16 protein-coding genes are annotated in these 18,182 nt (G+C 72.0%); 13 read left to right on the top strand and 3 right to left on the bottom strand.

The genetic code is table 11. The features are described from left to right. Positions 1 to 463: 463 nt before the first annotated feature. From ACH5AC_RS26495 to ACH5AC_RS26505, 3 genes are all read left to right on the top strand, one after another. Entirely contained in the window at positions 464 to 2,125 is a 1,662-nt protein-coding gene (locus ACH5AC_RS26495) for a LuxR C-terminal-related transcriptional regulator (RefSeq protein WP_398864679.1), read from the top strand. 115 nt (positions 2,126 to 2,240) lie between these two features. Beyond that, a complete protein-coding gene (locus ACH5AC_RS26500; RefSeq protein ID WP_398864680.1) occupies positions 2,241 to 3,143 on the top strand; it encodes an alpha/beta fold hydrolase in 903 nt (300 codons plus the stop codon). Between the two features lie 17 nt (positions 3,144 to 3,160). Further along, positions 3,161 to 4,042 (top strand): class I SAM-dependent methyltransferase, encoded by an 882-nt coding sequence (locus ACH5AC_RS26505; protein ID WP_398864681.1) that lies wholly within the window; start codon positions 3,161 to 3,163, stop codon positions 4,040 to 4,042. Here ACH5AC_RS26505 and ACH5AC_RS26510 read toward each other — a convergent pair. Further along, positions 3,987 to 5,672 carry an RNA polymerase sigma factor gene (locus ACH5AC_RS26510; protein WP_398864682.1) on the bottom strand — a complete coding sequence of 562 codons (1,686 nt, stop codon included), beginning with the start codon at positions 5,670 to 5,672 and terminating at the stop codon, positions 3,987 to 3,989. The two genes, ACH5AC_RS26505 and ACH5AC_RS26510, sit on opposite strands and share 56 nt — an antisense overlap. Positions 5,673 to 5,841: 169 nt before the next feature. Here ACH5AC_RS26510 and ACH5AC_RS26515 point away from each other — a divergent pair, with 169 nt between their 5' ends. Both ACH5AC_RS26515 and ACH5AC_RS26520 read left to right on the top strand, forming a co-directional pair. Continuing rightward, positions 5,842 to 6,798, top strand: a complete 957-nt coding sequence (locus tag ACH5AC_RS26515; RefSeq protein WP_398864683.1) for a Scr1 family TA system antitoxin-like transcriptional regulator — start codon at positions 5,842 to 5,844, stop codon at positions 6,796 to 6,798. After that, the gene (locus ACH5AC_RS26520; protein ID WP_398864832.1) at positions 6,746 to 6,859 is read left to right on the top strand and encodes a DUF397 domain-containing protein; all 114 of its coding nucleotides are present in this window, start codon (positions 6,746 to 6,748) and stop codon (positions 6,857 to 6,859) included. The genes ACH5AC_RS26515 and ACH5AC_RS26520 overlap by 53 nt, the downstream gene beginning before the upstream one ends. On the opposite strand, the gene ACH5AC_RS26525 is transcribed toward ACH5AC_RS26520, so the two are convergent. Beyond that, on the bottom strand, positions 6,816 to 7,373 hold the full coding sequence (locus ACH5AC_RS26525; protein WP_398864684.1) for a hypothetical protein: 558 nt from the start codon (positions 7,371 to 7,373) through the stop codon (positions 6,816 to 6,818). The genes ACH5AC_RS26520 and ACH5AC_RS26525 overlap by 44 nt on opposite strands. 119 nt (positions 7,374 to 7,492) lie before the next feature. Here ACH5AC_RS26525 and ACH5AC_RS26530 point away from each other — a divergent pair, with 119 nt between their 5' ends. Further along, positions 7,493 to 8,452: a hypothetical protein gene (locus tag ACH5AC_RS26530; RefSeq protein WP_398864833.1), complete on the top strand. Its 960-nt coding sequence runs from the start codon at positions 7,493 to 7,495 to the stop codon at positions 8,450 to 8,452. Positions 8,453 to 8,459: 7 nt separating this feature from the next. Here ACH5AC_RS26530 and ACH5AC_RS26535 read toward each other — a convergent pair whose 3' ends face one another. Continuing rightward, complete coding sequence (locus tag ACH5AC_RS26535; RefSeq protein ID WP_398864685.1) at positions 8,460 to 9,461, bottom strand: LacI family DNA-binding transcriptional regulator; 1,002 nt, start codon at positions 9,459 to 9,461, stop codon at positions 8,460 to 8,462. Between the two features lie 173 nt (positions 9,462 to 9,634). On the opposite strand from ACH5AC_RS26535, the gene iolC reads away from it, so the two are divergent. Genes iolC through ACH5AC_RS26570 form a run of 7 tightly spaced genes read left to right on the top strand, consistent with a single transcriptional unit; the run spans position 9,635 to position 18,168 of the window. Then, positions 9,635 to 10,621 carry a 5-dehydro-2-deoxygluconokinase gene (gene iolC, locus ACH5AC_RS26540; protein ID WP_398864686.1) on the top strand — a complete coding sequence of 329 codons (987 nt, stop codon included), beginning with the start codon at positions 9,635 to 9,637 and terminating at the stop codon, positions 10,619 to 10,621. A 7-nt stretch (positions 10,622 to 10,628) separates the two neighbouring features. Beyond that, positions 10,629 to 11,501, top strand: coding sequence for an aldolase (locus ACH5AC_RS26545; RefSeq protein ID WP_398864834.1), 873 nt, complete (start codon positions 10,629 to 10,631; stop codon positions 11,499 to 11,501). Beyond that, a complete protein-coding gene (iolB, locus tag ACH5AC_RS26550; protein WP_398864687.1) occupies positions 11,498 to 12,370 on the top strand; it encodes a 5-deoxy-glucuronate isomerase in 873 nt (290 codons plus the stop codon). The genes ACH5AC_RS26545 and iolB overlap by 4 nt, the downstream gene beginning before the upstream one ends. Continuing rightward, positions 12,367 to 14,244, top strand: a complete 1,878-nt coding sequence (iolD, locus tag ACH5AC_RS26555) for a 3D-(3,5/4)-trihydroxycyclohexane-1,2-dione acylhydrolase (decyclizing) (protein ID WP_398864688.1) — start codon at positions 12,367 to 12,369, stop codon at positions 14,242 to 14,244. The genes iolB and iolD overlap by 4 nt, the downstream gene beginning before the upstream one ends. Before the next feature lie 12 nt (positions 14,245 to 14,256). Further along, positions 14,257 to 15,747: a CoA-acylating methylmalonate-semialdehyde dehydrogenase gene (locus ACH5AC_RS26560; RefSeq protein ID WP_398864689.1), complete on the top strand. Its 1,491-nt coding sequence runs from the start codon at positions 14,257 to 14,259 to the stop codon at positions 15,745 to 15,747. Between the two features lie 34 nt (positions 15,748 to 15,781). Beyond that, positions 15,782 to 16,732 (top strand): TIM barrel protein, encoded by a 951-nt coding sequence (locus ACH5AC_RS26565; protein ID WP_398864690.1) that lies wholly within the window; start codon positions 15,782 to 15,784, stop codon positions 16,730 to 16,732. A gap of 11 nt (positions 16,733 to 16,743) precedes the next feature. After that, a complete protein-coding gene (locus tag ACH5AC_RS26570; RefSeq protein ID WP_398864691.1) occupies positions 16,744 to 18,168 on the top strand; it encodes a sugar porter family MFS transporter in 1,425 nt (474 codons plus the stop codon). The last annotated feature ends 14 nt before the right edge of the window (positions 18,169 to 18,182 follow it).

Raw genomic sequence — 18,182 nt, forward strand, 5'->3', positions numbered from 1 at the left:
CCACCGACCCCAACCGCCCCGCACACGCCCCCCGACTCGGCGAAACCCGAGACGACCCGGGCCCCAACCACCCCGCACACGACCTCACCGCCCTCGGCGAAGCCCCGACACGCCCCAACCCCAGCAACCCCAACCGCCCCACAAACGACCCCTGGACTCAGCGAAACCTCCAACGACCCCGCGCCACCTACCCCAACCAACCCGCACACGCCCCCGACTCGGCGAAACCCGAGATGACCCGGGCCCCAACGACGCCCCCAGGCCCCACCGGCCGGCCCCACCGGCCCCACACCACCGGCCCCACCGGCCCCACCGGCCCCAACCGACCCGCACACAACCCCAGCGGACCCGGCAAGGCCCCGGACGCCCCCCACCCCGCCCCGTACTGCGCACGTCGGCGGCCCCTCGTACGGTGAAACGAGGAGCAGTGGCCCCCTCTTGTCCCCCCGCCGAGGAGCAAGCGATGGCGGAACCCGCGACGCCGGCCCCCGATGCGCTTGCGGCGGGTCGCGACGCGTTCGGGCGGCGTGCCTGGGCCGAGGCCCGAGAACGGCTGTCGGCCGCCGACGCGCGGGCGCCGCTCGACGCACCGGACCTGGAGCGGCTCGCCATGGCCGCGTACCTCGACGGACACGAGGACGGCGCGGTCGAGACCTGGGAGCGGGCCCAGCTCGCGCTGTGCGAGGCGGGCGAGGTCGGCCGGGCCGTGCGGTGCGTCTTCTGGCTCGGCATCACCCTCGCCCGGTACGGGAACCACGCCCTCGCCGGCGGCTGGTTCGCCCGTGCCGCCCGGCTCCTGGAGGAGTCCGGCGAGGACTGCGTGGAGCGCGGCTACCTCCTGGTGCCGAGCGCCCTGCGGGCCCTGGGGAGCGGCGACTTCGAGGGGGCCCGTGCCGTCTGCGCCGAGGCCGCGCGGATCGCCGACCGGTACGGCGACCCCGATCTGGTGGCCCTCAGCAGGCTCGGCCAGGGCCAGGCGCTCGTCGCCGGCGGCGACGCGGCCCGGGGCACGCCGCTGCTCGACGAGGCGATGGTCGCCGTGACGACCGGCGAGGTCTCCCCCATCGCCGCCGGCCTCGTCTACTGCGCTCTGCTCCTCGCCTGCCGGGACACCTTCGACGTCCGCCGCGCCGCCGAGTGGACCGACGCCCTCAGCCGCTGGTGCGCCGCGCAGCCCGACCTCAAGCCCTACCGCGGACAGTGCCTCGTCCACCGCTCGGAGATCATGCAGCTGCGCGGCGAGTGGACCGATGCCCTGGCCGAGGCGCGGCAGGCGTGCGCCCACATGGCCGGCCGGACCGCCGACCCCGCGCTGGGCATGGCCCAGTACCAGCGGGCCGAACTGCTCCGGCTGCGCGGCGCCTTCACGCACGCCGAGGAGGCGTACCGTCAGGCCGACCTGTGGGGCCACTCGCCGCAGCCCGGCCTCGCCCTGCTGCGGCTCGCCCAGGGCCGTACCGACGACGCCGTGGCGGCCGTCCGCCGGGTGGCGGCGCAGGCCGAGGGGGACCGGGTGCGGCGCGCGCGGGTCCTCTCCGCGTACGTAGACATCGTCCTGGCCGTCGGCGACACCGCAGCCGCCCGGGAGGCCGCCGACGAGCTCGGCAAGGCGGCGGACGACCTGGCCTCGCCGTATCTGCGCGCGGTCGCGGCCGGTGCCCGGGGCGCGGTGCTGCTCGCCGAGGGGGACCCCGAGGGCGCGGGGGAGGCGCTGCGGGCCGCCCTGGCGGCGTGGCAGGAGCTGACGGCCCCCTACGAGGCGGCCCGGACCCGCGTGCTGATGGCCGAGGTCTGCGCCCGGCTCGGCGACCACGACAGCGCCGGGATGGAGCTGGACGCCGCCCGCGCGGTCTTCGCGCGGCTCGGCGCCGCGCCGCAGCTGGCGCGCGTCGACCGGCTGTCCCACCGGGCGTCCGGGGCCCGCGCGCCCGGCGGGCTGACCCCGCGCGAGGTGGAGGTGCTGCGGCTCGTCGCGGGCGGCGCCACCAACCGGGAGATCGCCGCCACGCTCGTCATCAGCGAGAAGACCGTCGCCCGCCATCTCGACAACATGTTCACCAAGCTCGGTGTCTCCACCCGGGCGGCGGCCACCGCCTACGCGTACGAGCACGGTCTCGCCCGATGACCGCGTGGGTGATCCGACCCACGCCATGAGAAAGCGCCGGAATGCGCAATCGACCCGATGTGCCGGTACTGCCGATCCTCCGAGACTCTTCATGAAGTCATAGAGGAGGCAGGCCATGAACAGGACCAGGCCCCATACCGTGACGCACCCGAGCGGACAGTCGGCCAGGGAGCAGCTGCTGACGGCGATCCCGCTCACCGAACACCGGCGCGACCTGGCCGGCGTGTCGACCGCAGTGCTGGAGGGCGGCAGCGGCCCCCCGGTGATCCTGCTGCACGGCGTCGGACAGTCCGCCGTCGTGTGGATCCGGGTGATCCCGGAGCTGGTGGCCGACCACCGGCTGATCGTCCCCGACCTGCCGGGCCAGGGCGCCTCCAGGATCCAGGAGGCCCGGCCACCCACCGCCGACCTGGTGCTGGAGTGGCTCGCGGCCCTGATCGAGGCCACCTGCGCCGAGCCGCCGGTCCTGGTCGGACACAACATCGGCGGCCCCATCGCCGCCCGGTTCACCGCCGGCCACGGCGAACTGGTCGCCGGCCTGGTCCTCGTCGACGCGTTCGGCCTGGGCCCCTTCCGCCCGACCCCCACCTTCGCGCTCTCGGTCGCCGCCTACCAGATGCGCACCAACGAACGCACCCGGGACCGCATGCTCGGCCGCTGCATGGTCGACATCGACGCCGTCCAACGCGACCTGGGCGACCACTGGGACGGCATCGCCGACTACGTGCTCGACCGCGCCCGCACCCCGGAGGTGAAGGCCGCCGGCCGCACTCTGCTGAAGGAGTTCGCGCTGTCGGCCGTACCCGACACCACCCTCGACCGCATCGACGTCCCCACCACCCTCGTCTGGGGCCGCGAGGACCCCGAGACCCGGCTCAAGTACGGCGAGCGGGCCGCCGCCCGCCACGGCTGGCCGCTGCACATCATCGACGACTGCGGCGCCGACCCCGACCTGGAGCACCCCGACGCCTTCGTCGCCGCCCTGCGCACGGCGCTCCCCACCGGACCCGACCAGTGAGAAGAGGGAGTACGACGATGACCGCCCCCACCACCGACGGAATCCGCGCCGCCTGGGACGCCCTCGCCCCCGGATTCGACCGGTACACCACACCACACACCATGGAGTTCGGCGAGCGACTGCTGGACCGGGCCCCCGTCGGCCCCGGCACCCGCTTCCTGGACGTGGCCGCGGGCAGCGGCGCCCTCGCCCTCCCGGCGGCCCGCCGGGGCGCCCAGGTCGTCGCCGTGGACATCTCCCCGGCGATGGTGGAGCGCCTCGCCGCCCGCGCCCGCGAGGAGGGCCTGGCGCAGGTGCGCGCCCTGACCATGGACGGCGAGCGTCTCCAACTGGACGACGGCACCTTCGATGTCTCCGCGTCGCTCAACGGCGTGTCCGTCTTCCCGGACCTGCCGCGCGGGCTCTCCGAGATGGTCCGTGTCACCCGGCCCGGCGGCACGGTGCTGGTCGCCGCGTTCGCGCGGCCGCAGCGCGCCGAGTTCATCGCCTGGACCGTGCGGGCCATCCGGGCGGCCGTGCCCGGCTCGGCGCCGCTGCCCACGGACCCGCCCCCGCTGCCCTTCCAGGTCGCCGACCCGGACCGGTTCGCGGCAGTGCTGCGCGCGGCGGGCCTGGCGGAGGTGACCGTCCGTCAGGCGGTGCTGGACACGGCGTTCGCGTCCGCCGGGGAGCTGCTGGACGTGGTCCGCCACAGCCACCCGGTCGGCGCCCAGTGGGTCACCGGCCTCACCGCCGAGCAGGCCGCCGACGTCCGGCAGATCCTCGACGGCATGCTCCGCGAACGCTCGGGCGGCGCTCCCGGCGCCGTCCTGCACACGGACATGAACGTGGGCACGGGCGTCGTCACACCCGCGAGCGCTGAGGCACCGTCGCCGGATCGTCCGGCGTCTCACGGGTGACGTACTGCGGTACGGGCGTGTCGTCGCCGCCGGTGTCACGGACCAGGCCGTAGCGGAGGGAACCCTGCGGCGGCCCGGACCGGATGTCCTTCTCCACGTCCGTCCATGTGCTGGTGAACACCGTCAACCCATACGACGCCCCACGCTCGTTCACCGTGAGGGTGACACTGCCGTCGACGTAGAAGAACTCGTTCTGCCACATCTGCTGGGTGCCCTCGGGCAGCACGGTGTAGCCGGTGTCGGGGCCGCCCATGCCGGTGACCCGGCCGCCGTCGGCGCTCTCCCCGGTGACGTCGTCCATCCGGCGGCCGCCGCCGGACGCGACGTGGAAGAGCTTGCCCGTCAGGCCGGTCCAGGTGGGCATCACCAGCCCGCCGGCCCGGTCGTGGGGAGCGATCTGCCACCGCACCAGGACGTATCCCCGTCCGCTCAGCGTCACGCTGTCCCCGCGGTGCTGCATCACGGCCCTCGGGCCGCCCGTACTGGTGATCCCCGACTCGGGGCGGCGCGGCAGGGCGCCCGGCGGGGTGTTCGGATCCGGGGCGCTGTCGACGGCGTCGACGACACTGCCGTAGACACCGGTCTTCAGATGGGTCACGGAGGGCGACGGGGACGGCGAGGCGGACGGCGACGGCGGCGGGGCGGCCGAGGGGGGTGGTGCCGCCGGCGTGCCGGTCGCCGTGGGGGCCACCGAGGCACGGGCGGGGGGATCGTCCGGGGTCTGTACGACGACGTAGGCGCCGCCCGCCGCGAGCGTCGCCCCCGCCGTCACCGCTACGGCGGGCTTGGTGAGCGCGGTCAGCACCTTCGCGGACCAGCCCGCCGAGGCGGCCGCGGCCGCCGTCTTGCCGCCGAGGGCGAGGGAGAGCGTGAAGCCGGCCGGGACGGGGACCAGGGCGATGCCGACGAGGAGGCGCTCGGCGGGGACGACGGAGGTGCGGGTGTCGCCGCAGTAGCCGCAGCCCCTCAGGTGCCGGGCCAGCCGCTTGCGCCAGACGGAGTCGGGGCGGCCGTGCCAGCGCGCGGTCAGTTCCCGCAGGTCGGGGCAGGCGCCGTCCAGGGCGCGGACGATGCCGCGGGAGACCTCCAGGCGCTGCTTCATCCGCTGGACGCGGACGGCGGCGTGCTGCCGGGTGATACCGACGGCCGCCGCGAGCTCCCGCCGGGTGAGCTCACCGGCGACCTCCAGCCACCACAGCGACAGCAGTTGCCGGTCCTCGTCGTCGAGCCAGCGCACCGCCTCCGCGACCTCACGTCGCTGCCCCTCCAACTGCAGCCTCAGCACGGTGAGTTCGGCGAAGTCCGCGGTGTTGTCCGGCGTGCGGCCGCTCTCGTCGAGCCGCCGGTCCGTCCTCCGGCGGGCCCGGTCCCGTATCTGCCGCATGGCGATGGCCACCAGCCAGGAGCGGAAGCTGTCCGGGTCGCGCAGGGCGCCGATGTTGTCGACGGCGCGCAGCATCGTCTCCTGCACCACGTCGTCGACATCGGCGTGACCGTTCAGCGCCCGGCCGACGATGTTGTAGACCAGCGGCAGCCATCCCGCGACCAACTCGTCGAGCGCCCGCCGGTCACCGGCCTGCGCCGCGGCGATGGTGGCGTGCCACTGCCGCCCCTCCACATCCGTCCTCATGCCCACACCTTCTCAGCCGGGCCCGAGCTGTTGACAATCCCGGGGATCACAGTGGGGGGACGCCTGGGAGAGGAGGGCGATAACACTTTTTCGCCCACGCGGACATCGAGAGACGACTACTCTGTGCACACCGAACGTCACTCAGGGGAACATCAGTACAGGGGAGGCCATGAGTCGACGCAACGCCGAAGGAAGCACCGGAGTGAGCACCGCGGCCGTGTTCGGCGAGTTGCTGAAGCACTTCCGCGAGGCCGCGTGCCTCACACAGGAGGCGCTGGCGGCCCGGATCCCGTGCGACCGGTCCCATGTCGCCCGCATCGAGGCGGGCACGAGGGTGCCGACGGACACGTTCGCGAAGAACTGCGACGAGCTGCTCGGCACCGGTGGAGTCCTGCTGCGGCTGTGGGGAAAGATCGACTGGTATCCGGAGGTGCAGCATCCGGACTGGTTCCGCCGCAGGGCCGAGATGGACGAGGAGGCCGTGTCGCTGCGGGAGTACCAAGAACGCGTCATCCCGGGCCTGTTGCAGACGCCGGGCTATGCGCATGCGCTGTTCTCGCGGGACACGAACGCGGATCAGGTCGAGGATCGCGTCCGGGCCCGACTCAGCCGCCAGCCGCGCTTCCTGACCGACGACGGTCCGCTGTACATCGCCATCCTGGACGAGAGCTGTCTGCGCAACGGGGTGGGAAACCCGACGGTCATGCGTGACCAATGCGCGCATCTGCTGAGCGTCGGACAGCGACCCAACATCCGTATCCAGGTGGCCCCGGCACGCCTCTTCGGGCTCGTTCGCCCTTGGGGCTCCATGTCGCTGATCGAACTGCCCGATGAGCGGTGGGTGTATTCCGAGACCCTGGATCGCGGCCATTTCCACAACGATCCGGCCACCTACGCGCGCTACAGCCAGATCTATGATGTGCTCAGGGCGGACATCCCGTCAGCCCGCGAGTCCGCAGCTCTGATCAGCGACTTGATGGAGGGTTACGAGCAGCATGGACAGGCACGAACTCACCGCGGCGACCTGGATCAAGAGCAGCTACAGCGACAGCAACGGCGGCAACTGCATCGAAATAGCCCCCGGTTTCCCCGCCGTCGTCCCCGTCCGCGACAGCAAGAACCCTGACGGCCCCACAGTGATCGTCAGCCGCTCGGCCTGGCTGTCGTTCGTCCGGACGGCGCGGTAAGCCACGACACAGGGGAGTTCGCCGTCAGCGCCTCCAGCCGCTTGATCTTCTGCCGTACGACATACAGCGGGATCACACCGAACACCCCGAAGGACATGTCGATGACGGTCCACCAGAACGGGATGCCCCGGAGCGGGCCGCAGATCAGGGCGAGCGGGATGATGCCGGCGCAGGCGATCATGCCGAACTCGATGACCCAGATGTTGCGGACGGGGTCGCGGTAGGGCCCGTAGAAGGCGACCGCGATGACGAGGTGCGCGAAGGCCAGCCAGTCCGTGCCGTAAAGCATGAAGGGGTACTCGGCGTCGACGACGTCGAGGCCCTGGCGCACACGCTCGATCCAGTCCATGAGCCCGGGCAGATGCTCGGGCACGGACAGGGCCCGCAACGCCTCCTCCGTCCAGCGGAGTTCATGGACCAGCGGGAATGCCGTGGCCCCGCTGAGTACCAGGCAGACGACGAAGAAGACCAGCCATGCGCGGATGCCCTTGAGAAGGGCGGCTCTGTCGCTCATGGGGTGAGCCTACGCCTGCTTTTGAACGCGTTCAAAAGTGCCCCCCGCCCGGAGACGCCTGGAGACACTCGTTGCCTGGTACCCCCTAGGGGTATAGGGTATGCGTCGTGGACACCTCGATGAGCCCCCTGAAGAAGATCGGCGCCTTCACCGCAGCGCTCGCGGTGGCCTTCGGCGCGGCCTACGGCATCGGCAGCGCGGTCGGTCCGGTCGGCGCCGACGCGACGGAGAACGCCGCGCACTCGTCGTCCGACGGGCACGGCACGGCGGGCGAGGACAACGGGAAGGGAGAGCCCGGCACTTCCGCCGCACTCCCCGGCGGCCTACAGGTCTCCCAGGACGGCTACACCCTCGACCTGGCGACCAGGACCGTCCCGGCCGGCCGCGAGAGCACCCTGCGCCTCGTCATCCGCGACGCGAACGGCGACCCGGTGACCGCGTACCGCACCGAGCACGACGCGCAGCTGCACCTGATCATCGCCTCACGCGAGCTGACCACCTACCGCCATCTGCACCCGACCCGCGCCGCCGACGGCACCTGGAGCACGCCGGTCGACCTGCCGACGGCCGGTGGCTACCGCGTCTTCGCCGACTTCGTCCCGGCCACCGAGAAGGAGGGCCTGACCCTCGGCGCGGACCTGGCGGTCACCGGCGCCTACCCGGCGACCGCGCTGCCCGCCGCGTCCCGCACCGCGACGGTCGACGGCTACCAGGTCACCCTCGACGGCCCGCTGACCCCGGGCCGGGAGAACGACCTGACCTTCGAAGTCACCCGCGCCGGAAAGCCGGTCACCACCCTCCAGCCCTACCTCGGCGCCTACGGCCACCTGGTCGCCCTGCGCTCCGGTGACCTCGCCTACCTGCACGTCCACCCGCACGAGGAGGCCGAGGGCAGCGCGACCTCCGGCCCGGAGGTCGCCTTCGCGGCGAACGTGCCGAGCACCGGCACCTACCGCCTCTTCCTGGACTTCAAGGTCGACGGCAAGGTCCGCACGGCGGCCTTCACGGTCGTAGCCGGAACAGCGGCGGAGCCGCAGGCGCCGTCCGAGACCCACGCCGAGGACGGCCACGGCCACTGACCCCGGGTCAGGCCGGCCCCCCAAGGGCCGGCCCGCTCGTCCCCCGGATCACCAGCTTGGGATCCAACACCGCCTCCCGGGGCGGAAGTTCGCCGTCGTCCAGCCGCTCCACCGCGAACCGCACCGCGTGCTCCGCCATGAGGACCGCGTCCTGCCGGACGGTGGTCAGGCCGATCGGCATCAGATGGGAGAGGTGGCTGTCGTCGTAGCCGACGACGGACACCTCCCGGGGCACGTCGACGCCCGCCCGGGTCAGGGCCATCAGCACACCCCACGCACACCGGTCGTTGCCCGCCAGGACCGCCGTCGGCAGCGGCCGCCCGCTCTCCCGCTCCGTCAGCAGCAGCCGGCCCGCCTCGATGCCGGACGCCTCGGTGTGGTCGCCGGGGATCACCCGGATCTCCGGGTCCAGTTCGTGCCGCCGCATGGCCGCCCGGTACGCGCGCCGCCGCTCGGCCGAGCCGGGGCCGCGCCCGCCGTCGATGTGCACGATCCGGCGGTGCCCCAGTTCCACCAGGTGGTCCATGGCCTGCCGTACGCCCTTGCCCTCGGCCGAGTGCACGGAGTCGACCCGGGACTGCGCCACCCGGTGGCCGACACAGACCGCCACCGTGCGGTGACCCAGCTCGTCGAGGTCGGCGGCGGGCATGTCAGGGCCGAGCAGGATCACCGCCTCGCAGCGGTGGCTGAGCAGCGCCTCGACCGCCTTGGTCTCGCCCCGGCCGTTGACGGTGGCGGAGAGCAGGACGTCGTAGCCGTGGCGCTCGGCCTCCGGGTAGATGCCCTCGATCAGGTCGGCGTGGAAGGTCTGGTGGACGGTGAACATCACACCGAGCGTGCGACTGCGGCCGCGCGCCAGCAGCCGGGCCGCGCTGTCGGGCCGGTAGCCGATCTCGTCGGCCACCCTCAGCACCCGCTCACGGGTCTCCTGGCTCGCTCCCGGCTGATCGCGAAAGACGATCGACACGAGGGCGCGCGACACCCCCGCCCTCTCGGCGACGTCCGCCATCGTGGGCCGCCGACCGCCCGACGCATTCACCTCAGCACCCACCCTTCGACGCCGCTCACCATACGGCAGCGCGGAAATCTCCTGGCAACCAGCTATTGACATGACATTTGAACGGGGTCATCGTACTCGGACTAGAGCGCGCTAGTAGAGCGCGACAGAAGGGAAATCGTGTGATGCCGTTCGAAGTGCTGACCATGGGACGCGTCGGGGTGGACGTGTATCCGCTCCAGTCGGGTGTGGGGCTGGCGGAGGTCGCCTCGTTCGGCAAGTACCTCGGCGGCAGTCCGACGAACGTCGCCGTGGCCGCCGCGCGGTACGGGCGTTCCGCCGCCGTCATCACGAAGACGGGACGGGACCCCTTCGGTGACTTCGTGCGGGCGGCGTTGGAAGGCTATGGCGTCGACGGCCGTCTAGTCGGTACGTCGGACATCGCGCCGACTCCGGTGACGTTCTGCGAGATCTTCCCGCCCGACGACTTCCCGCTGTACTTCTACCGGCTGCCGAAGGCCCCCGACCTGGACATCCGGCCGGAGGAGCTGGATCTGGCCGCCGTACGCGAGGCCCGGGTCTTCTGGATGACCGGGACGGGGCTGAGCGAGGAGCCGAGCCGGTCGGCGACGCTGGCGGCCCTCGCCCACCGGGCGAAGTCCGGGATCACCGTCTTCGACCTCGACTGGCGGCCGGTGTTCTGGAAAGACACAGCCTCGACCGACCCGGACCGGGCCCGTACCCACTACGCCGAGGCCCTGCGCCACACCACGGTCGCGGTCGGCAATCTCGACGAGTGCGAGGTGGCCACCGGTGAGCGTGAGCCGTACGCCGCCGCTAAGGCGCTGCTGGCGGCCGGTGTGGAGCTGGCCGTGGTGAAGCAGGGCCCGAAGGGCGTGCTGGCGATGGACCGGGACGGCTCGACCGCCGAGATCCCGCCGGTGCCGGTGGACGTGGTCAACGGGCTCGGCGCGGGTGACGCCTTCGGCGGGGCCCTGTGTCACGGCCTGCTGTCCGGCTGGGACACCCGGCGGACCGTGTCCTTCGCCAACGCGGCGGGCGCGATCGTCGCGGGCCGGCTGGCGTGCTCCGAGGCCATGCCGACCGAGGCCGAGGTCGAGGCGAAGCTCCGCGAGGCATCCCTCGCCGTCACCGACGAACGAAAGGCGTGAGGACGTGCTGTCCGACGAGAACGTGACCCGGATCGTGGGCGCCCGGGTGAGCGACCCCGGTGCCATCGCGGCGGCGGCCGCGCGCCGGGTGAGGGCGACCTCGCCGCTGGGCGGACACGGCAAGGCGATGATCATCGCCGCCGACCATCCGGCGCGCGGCGCCAACGGCGTGGGCGGTGACCCGAACGCCATGGCCGACCGGTTCGAGCTGCTGGACCGGCTGTGTGTGGCGCTGGAGCGGCCTGGTGTGACGGGCGTGCTGGGCACCGCCGACATCCTGGAGGACCTGCTGCTGCTCGGCGTCCTCGACGGCAAGAGTGTCTTCGGGTCGATGAACCGGGCCGGGCTCGCCGGGTCGGTGTTCGAGATCGACGACCGGTTCACCGGCTACGACGCCGAGACGATCGCCGCGATGGGCTTCGACGGCGGCAAGATGCTCACCCGGATCGCGCTGGGCGACGCGGCCACCCCGTCCGTGCTGGAGAACACCGCCCAGGCGGTCGACCAGCTCAACGACCGGCGGCTCATCGCCATGGTCGAGCCCTTCCTCTCGGTGTGGCAGGACGGCCGGATCCGCAACGACCTGTCGACGAACGCCGTGGTCAAGTCGGTCACCATCGCCTCGGGGCTGGGCCGGCGCACCGCCTACACGTGGCTGAAGCTGCCGGTGGTGCCCGACATGGAGCGGGTGCTGGCCGCCTCCACCCTGCCCGCCCTGCTGCTGGGCGGCGAGGTCACCGACCCGGACGCGGCGTTCGCCTCCTGGGGCAAGGCGCTGAAGCAGCCCACCGCGCAGGGTCTGGTCGTGGGCCGTTCCCTGCTCTACCCCCACGACGGCGATGTCGCCGGTGCCGTGGACCGGGCGGTGAGTCTGCTGTGAGCGCCAAGTACCACCTGCCGGCGGGCACTTCGGCCGACGGGCCCTACGACCTCATGGTCACGCCGGAGTCAGCCGGCTGGGGCTACTCCGGCCTGAGGGTCCTCACCTTGAAGCCCGGCGAGGCCCACGCCCTGTCCACGTCGGACTCCGAGTTCCTGGTGCTGCCCCTGAGCGGCGGCTGCACGGTCACCGTCGACGGGCAGTCCTTCGAACTCGCCGGTCGGACCAGGGTGTTCGACTCGGTCACCGACTTCGCTTACCTGCCGGGCGAGTCGGAGGCCCTGATCAGCAGCGCGACCGGCGGCCGGTTCGCGCTGCCCTCCGCCCGTACCGAGCGGGGAGGTCACTCGGCTCGGTACGGGCGCAAGGAGGACGTGCCCGTGGAGCTGCGCGGCGCGGGCGCCTGCTCGCGGCAGGTCAACAACTACTGTCTGCCGGGCACCTTCGAGGCCGAGCAGCTGCTGGTGTGCGAGGTCCTCACCCCGGGCGGCAACTGGTCGTCGTACCCGCCGCACAAGCACGACGAGGCCCGCCCGGGCGAGGAGTCGGAGCTGGAGGAGATCTACTACTTCCAGGTCTCCGGTGGCGAGAACGGCTTCGGCTACCAGCGGGTCTACGGCACCCTCGACCGCCCCATCGACGTGCTCGCCGAGGTCCGCTCCGGCGACACGGTCCTGATCCCGCACGGCTGGCACGGCCCGTCGATCGCCGCCCCGGGCTACGACCTCTACTACCTCAACGTCATGGCCGGTCCCGGTCAGGAGCGTGCCTGGCTGATCTGCGACGACCCCGCCCACGGCTGGGTCCGCGCCACCTGGGACTCCCAGGACGTCGACGACCGGCTGCCCTTCGGAGGGGGCGAGCGATGACCACCGTACGACTGACCACCGCCCAGGCCCTGGTGCGCTTCCTGGCGAACCAGTACAGCGAGCGCGACGGCCAGGAACAGCGGCTGATCCCCGGCGTGTGGGGGATCTTCGGGCACGGCAACGTGGCCGGGATCGGGCAGGCTCTGCTCCAGGCGGCCGTCACCGAAGAGGCGGATCTCCCCTATTACCTGGCCCGCAACGAACAGGGCATGGTGCACGCCTCCGTCGCCTACGCGAAGATGCGCGACCGGCTGGCGACCTTCGCCTGCACCGCCTCGACGGGCCCCGGATCGACGAACATGATCACGGGTGCGGCCCTGGCGACGACCAACCGGCTGCCGGTGCTGCTGCTGCCGTCCGACATGTTCGCCACCCGCGCCGCCGACCCGGTGCTCCAGCAGTTGGAGGACACCCGGGGCGGGGACGTCACCGTCAACGACGCCTTCCGCGCCGTGTCGAAGTACTTCGACCGGATCTCCCGGCCCGAGCAGCTGATCCCGGCCGCGCTGGCGGCCATGCGGGTGCTGACCGACCCGGTGGAGACCGGCGCCGTCACCCTGGCCCTGCCGCAGGACGTGCAGGCGGAGGCGTACGACTGGCCGGTGTCCTTCTTCCGGCGCCGGGTGTGGCACGTGGGCCGACCGGTGCCGGAACCGGCGGCGGTCGAGCGGGCCGCGCGGCTGCTGCGTCAGGCCAGGAGGCCGCTGATCGTCGCGGGCGGCGGAGCCGTCTACTCCGGTGCCGAGACCGAGCTGCGGGCCTTCGCCGAGGCCACCGGCATCCCCGTCGCCGACACCCACGCCGGCAAGGGCGCGGTGCCGTGGGACCACCCCTGCGCCGTCGGTGGCATCGGCTCGACGGGTTCGTACGCCGCGAACGAGCTGGCCCGTGACGCGGACGTCGTCGTCGGTATCGGCACCCGGTACTCCGACTTCACCACCGCCAGCCACACCGTCTTCGGCAACCCGGACGTCACCTTCGTCAACCTCAACGTGGCCCGCCTCGACGCCGTCAAGCACTCGGCGGAGCCGCTGGTGGCCGACGCCCGCCTCGGCGTCCAGGCGCTCGCCGGGGCGCTCAGGGACTGGGAGGTCCCCGCCGGGTACCGCGAGCACACCCGACGGCTGATAGCCCGTACCCGGGAGATCGAGGACGGGTGCTTCCACCTGGGCCACGGTCCCCTCCCGGCCCAGACGGAGATCCTCGGCGCCCTCAACGACGTCCTCGACGACCGTGCCGTCGTCATCAACGCGGCCGGTTCCATGCCCGGTGACCTGCAGCAGCTGTGGCGGGCCCGCGATCCGAAGGCGTACCACGTCGAGTACGCGTACTCCTGCATGGGCTACGAGGTCGCCGCCGGTGTCGGCGCGAAGATGGCCGACCCGAGTCGCGAGGTCGTCGTCCTGGTCGGTGACGGCTCGTATCTGATGATGGCTCAGGAGATCGTGACCATGGTCTCCGAAGGGCTGAAGGTCGTCGTCGTCCTCGTCCAGAACCACGGCTTCGCCTCCATCGGCGCCCTGTCGGAGTCGCTGGGCTCGCAGCGGTTCGGCACCAAGTACCGCTACCGGGACGGCGGTTCGGGCCTGCTCGACGGAGATGTGCTGCCCGTCGACCTGGCCGCCAACGCCGCCAGCCTCGGCGCGGACGTCCTGCACGCCACCACCGTCGACGAGTTCCGTGCCGCGATGGAGAAGGCGAAGGCCGCGACCCGCACCACGGTCGTGCATGTCGAGACCGACCTGTACGGCCCGAACCCGCCCGGCCACGGCTGGTGGGACGTCCCCGTCAGCCAGGTCTCCGCCCTGGACTCCACCCGTGCCGCCCACGACACGTACGCCGCGCACAAGCAGACCCAGCGCCACTACCTGTAAGGACCCGCCCCCGTGAACACCATTCCGCACTGGATCAACGGCACCCCGGTCGCCGGCCCGGACACCCAGCCGGTCTTCAACCCCGCCACCGGAGCCGAGCAGGCCCGGGTCGTCCTCGGCGGCGCCGCGGACGTGGACGCGGCCGTCACCGCCGCCGCGAAGGCGTTCGAGACCTGGTCCGAGTCGTCGCTGACGCGGCGCACCCAGGTCATGTTCGCCTTCCGGCAGCTGCTCCTGGAGCACGAGGAGGAGCTGGGCCGGATCATCTCGGCCGAGCACGGCAAGACCGTCGACGACGCGCGCGGCGAGATCGTGCGGGGCCGGGAGGTCGTCGAGTTCGCCTGCGGTCTCGGTGACGTCCTCAAGGGCTCCTTCTCCGACCAGGTCTCGCGTGGCGTGGACGTGCACGACTTCCGCCAGCCGCTCGGGGTCGTCGCCGGGATCACTCCCTTCAACTTCCCCGCGATGGTGCCGCTGTGGATGCACCCCATCGCCATCGCCACCGGCAACACCTTCGTGCTCAAGCCGAGTGAGCGCGACCCGTCCGCCGCGAACTTCGTCGCCGAGCTGTACCGGAAGGCCGGTCTGCCCGACGGTGTCTTCAACGTGGTGCACGGCGGCAAGGACGCGGTCGACGCGATCCTCACCCACCCCGGCATCGAGGCCGTGTCCTTCGTCGGCTCGACCCCGATCGCCACGTACGTCCACGAGCACGCCCGTGCCCACGGCAAGCGGGTCCAGGCCCTCGGCGGCGCCAAGAACCACGCCGTCGTCCTCCCCGACGCCGACCTCGAATTCGCCGCGAACCACATCACCGCAGGCGCCTACGGCTCCGCGGGCGAGCGCTGCATGGCCGTCTCCGTCGTGGTCGCCGTCGGCGCGGCGGCCGACGGACTCGTCGAGGTCCTGCGGCGCAAGGCCCGCGAGGTCAAGGTCGGTCCCGGCGACGCCCCCGGCACCGAGATGGGCCCCCTGGTCACCAAGGCCGCGCAGGAGCGCGTCGAGAACGCCGTCGGCACCGCCGCCGCGCAGGGCGCCACGATCGTCGTCGACGGGCGCGGGCTGAAGATCGACGGCCACGAGAACGGCTTCTTCACCGGCCCGTCCCTCCTCGACCACGTGACCACCGAGATGGACGCCTACCAGGAGGAGCTGTTCGGTCCGGTCCTCGCCGTCGTCCGCGTCGACAGCCTGGACGAGGCGATCGACCTGATCAACGCCAATCCCTACGGCAACGGCACCGCCCTGTTCACCGCCTCCGGCGAGGCCGCCCGTCGCTTCCAGCGAGGCGTCAAGGTCGGCATGATCGGCGTCAACGTGCCGGTGCCCGTGCCGATGTCCTACTACTCCTTCGGTGGCTGGAAGGACTCCCTCATCGGCGACTCCCCCATTCACGGCCACGAGGGCATCCGCTTCTACACCCGTCCCAAGGTCGTCACCACCCGCTGGCCCCAGCAGGCCCAGTCCGTGACCGCCGGCTTCACCTTCCCCACCTCCAGCTGACCCCCCGGTCCCCGATCTTCCCTAAGGACACGCCATGGCAACGGCGCCATCCACTCCCCGCGTCATCGCGGGCAACCTCTGTCTCGGCTCGGCCCCGGACTCCTGGGGCGTGTGGTTCCCCGAGGACGAGCACCAGGTGTCGTACGTCCGCTTCCTCGACGAGCTCGCCGAGGCCGGTTACCAGTGGCTGGAACTCGGCCCGTACGGCTATCTCCCCACCGACCCGCAGCGGCTGAAGGAGGAGCTGGACGCGCGCGGCCTGAAGGTCTCCGGCGGTACCGCCTTCGGCGCGCTGCACCGGCCGGAGGCGTGGGACGAGATGCTCGCCCATGTCCGTCAGGTGGCCGCGCTGACACAGGCGGCGGGCGCCCACCACCTGGTGTTCATCCCGCCGATGTACCGGGACGAGAAGACCGGCGAGTTCACCGAGTCGCCCGAGCTGACCGCCGAGCAGTGGGCGGGCTTCGGCAAGGCCGCCGACCGGCTGGGCCGACTGCTGCTGGACGAGTACGACGTACGGCTGGTGATCCATCCGCACGCGGACAGCCACATCCAGACCCAGCCGGAGATCGAGCGGCTGCTGGGCGAGTCCGACTCCCGCTACACCAACCTGTGTCTGGACACGGGGCACGTGGCGTACGGCGGCGGCGACAACCTGGATCTGATCCGCCGGTTCGGTGAGCGGGTGGGCTATGTCCACATCAAGCAGATGGACCCGGAGATCCTCGCCCAGGTCGCGGCCGAGAAGCTGTCCTTCGGGGAGGCCGTCAAGCGCGGGGTGTGTGTCTCGCCGCCCGCGGGCGTGCCGAAGCCGGCCGACGTGGTGGCCGAACTCGCCAAGCTGGACGCCGAGTTGTTCGTGATCGTCGAGCAGGACCTGTATCCGTGCGCTCCGGAGGTGCCGCTGCCGATCGCGGTGCGCACCCGTGAGCACCTGGCTGGCTGCGGTCTCACCGGCACCCGACGCCCGAGCGGCGCGCGGTAAGGGGGCGGCCGATGGACGTCAGGGACGACGCGACTCAGGCCCCCGCCGTCACGAGCGACGACACCCCGCCCGCCGTCAGGCGACGCCTGCGGCTGATCACGGTCATCGCCACCTTCGGCGGCCTGCTCTTCGGCTACGACACGGGCGTGATCAACGGCGCCCTGCCGTATATGACCGAGGACCTCGGTCTGACGCCGTTCACCGAGGGCATGGTCACCAGTTCGCTGCTGCTGGGTGCCGCGCTGGGCGCGGTGACCGGCGGCCGGCTCTCGGACCAGCGGGGCCGGCGGCGGGCCATCCTGCTGCTGGCGGTGCTGTTCTTCGTCGGCGCGCTGGGCTGCACGCTGGCGCCGACCACCGCGGTGATGGTGGTGGCACGGTTCATCCTGGGTCTGGCGGTGGGTGGCGCGTCGGTGACGGTGCCCGTCTACCTCGCGGAGATCTCCCCCGCCGAGCGGCGCGGGGCGCTGGTCACCCGTAACGAGCTGATGATCGTCAGCGGGCAGTTGCTGGCCTTCACCTTCAACGCGGTCATCGCCCGGGTCGGCGGCGAGTCGGGCGGGGTGTGGCGCTGGATGCTGGTCGTGGCGACGCTCCCGGCGGTGGTGCTGTGGTTCGGCATGCTGGTGATGCCGGAGAGCCCGCGCTGGCTGGCCTCCCAGACCCGCTTCGGCGAGGCCCTGGAGGTGCTCAAGCAGGTGCGTGAGCGGCAGCGCGCCGAGGCGGAGCTGGCGGAGGTGTCCGCGCTCGCCGCGAAGGAGGCGCAGGAGAGCCTGGGCGGCTGGCAGGACATGCGGTCCACGCCCTGGCTGCGCAAGCTGATGTTCGTGGGCTTCGGCATCGCGATCGTGCAGCAGATCACCGGTGTCAACACGATCATGTACTACGGCACCCAGATCCTCACCGACGCGGGCTTCGCCTCGGACAGCGCGCTGACCGCGAACATCGCCAACGGTGTGATCTCGGTGCTGGCCACCTTCGTGGGCATCTGGCTGCTGGGCCGCGTCAATCGCCGGCCCATGCTGATGGTCGGTCAGCTGGGCACCACCACGGCCCTGTTGCTGATCGGCGTCTTCTCCCTCGCCCTGCCGTCCGGTGACGCCCGGGCGTACGCGGTGCTGGCCATGACGGTCACCTTCCTCGCCTTCCAGCAGGGCGCGATCTCGCCGGTGACCTGGCTGATGCTGTCGGAGATCTTCCCGATGCGGATGCGTGGCTTCGGGATGGGCGTGGCGGCCGTGGTGCTGTGGCTGACCAACTTCGTGATCGGCCTGGTCTTCCCGTCGCTGGTCGACGGGATCGGGATCTCCAACACCTTCTTCCTGTTCGTGGTGGCGGGCCTCTTCTCCCTCACCTTCGTCAAGCTCTACGTCCCCGAGACCAAGGGACGGACCCTCGAAACCCTCGAAGCCGAACTCCGGGCGCGCTTCTCCTGACCTTCTCTCCAAGG

Origin of the sequence: Streptomyces sp. NPDC018693 (assembly GCF_044391385.1) — a bacterium.
GTDB lineage: Bacteria > Actinomycetota > Actinomycetes > Streptomycetales > Streptomycetaceae > Streptomyces.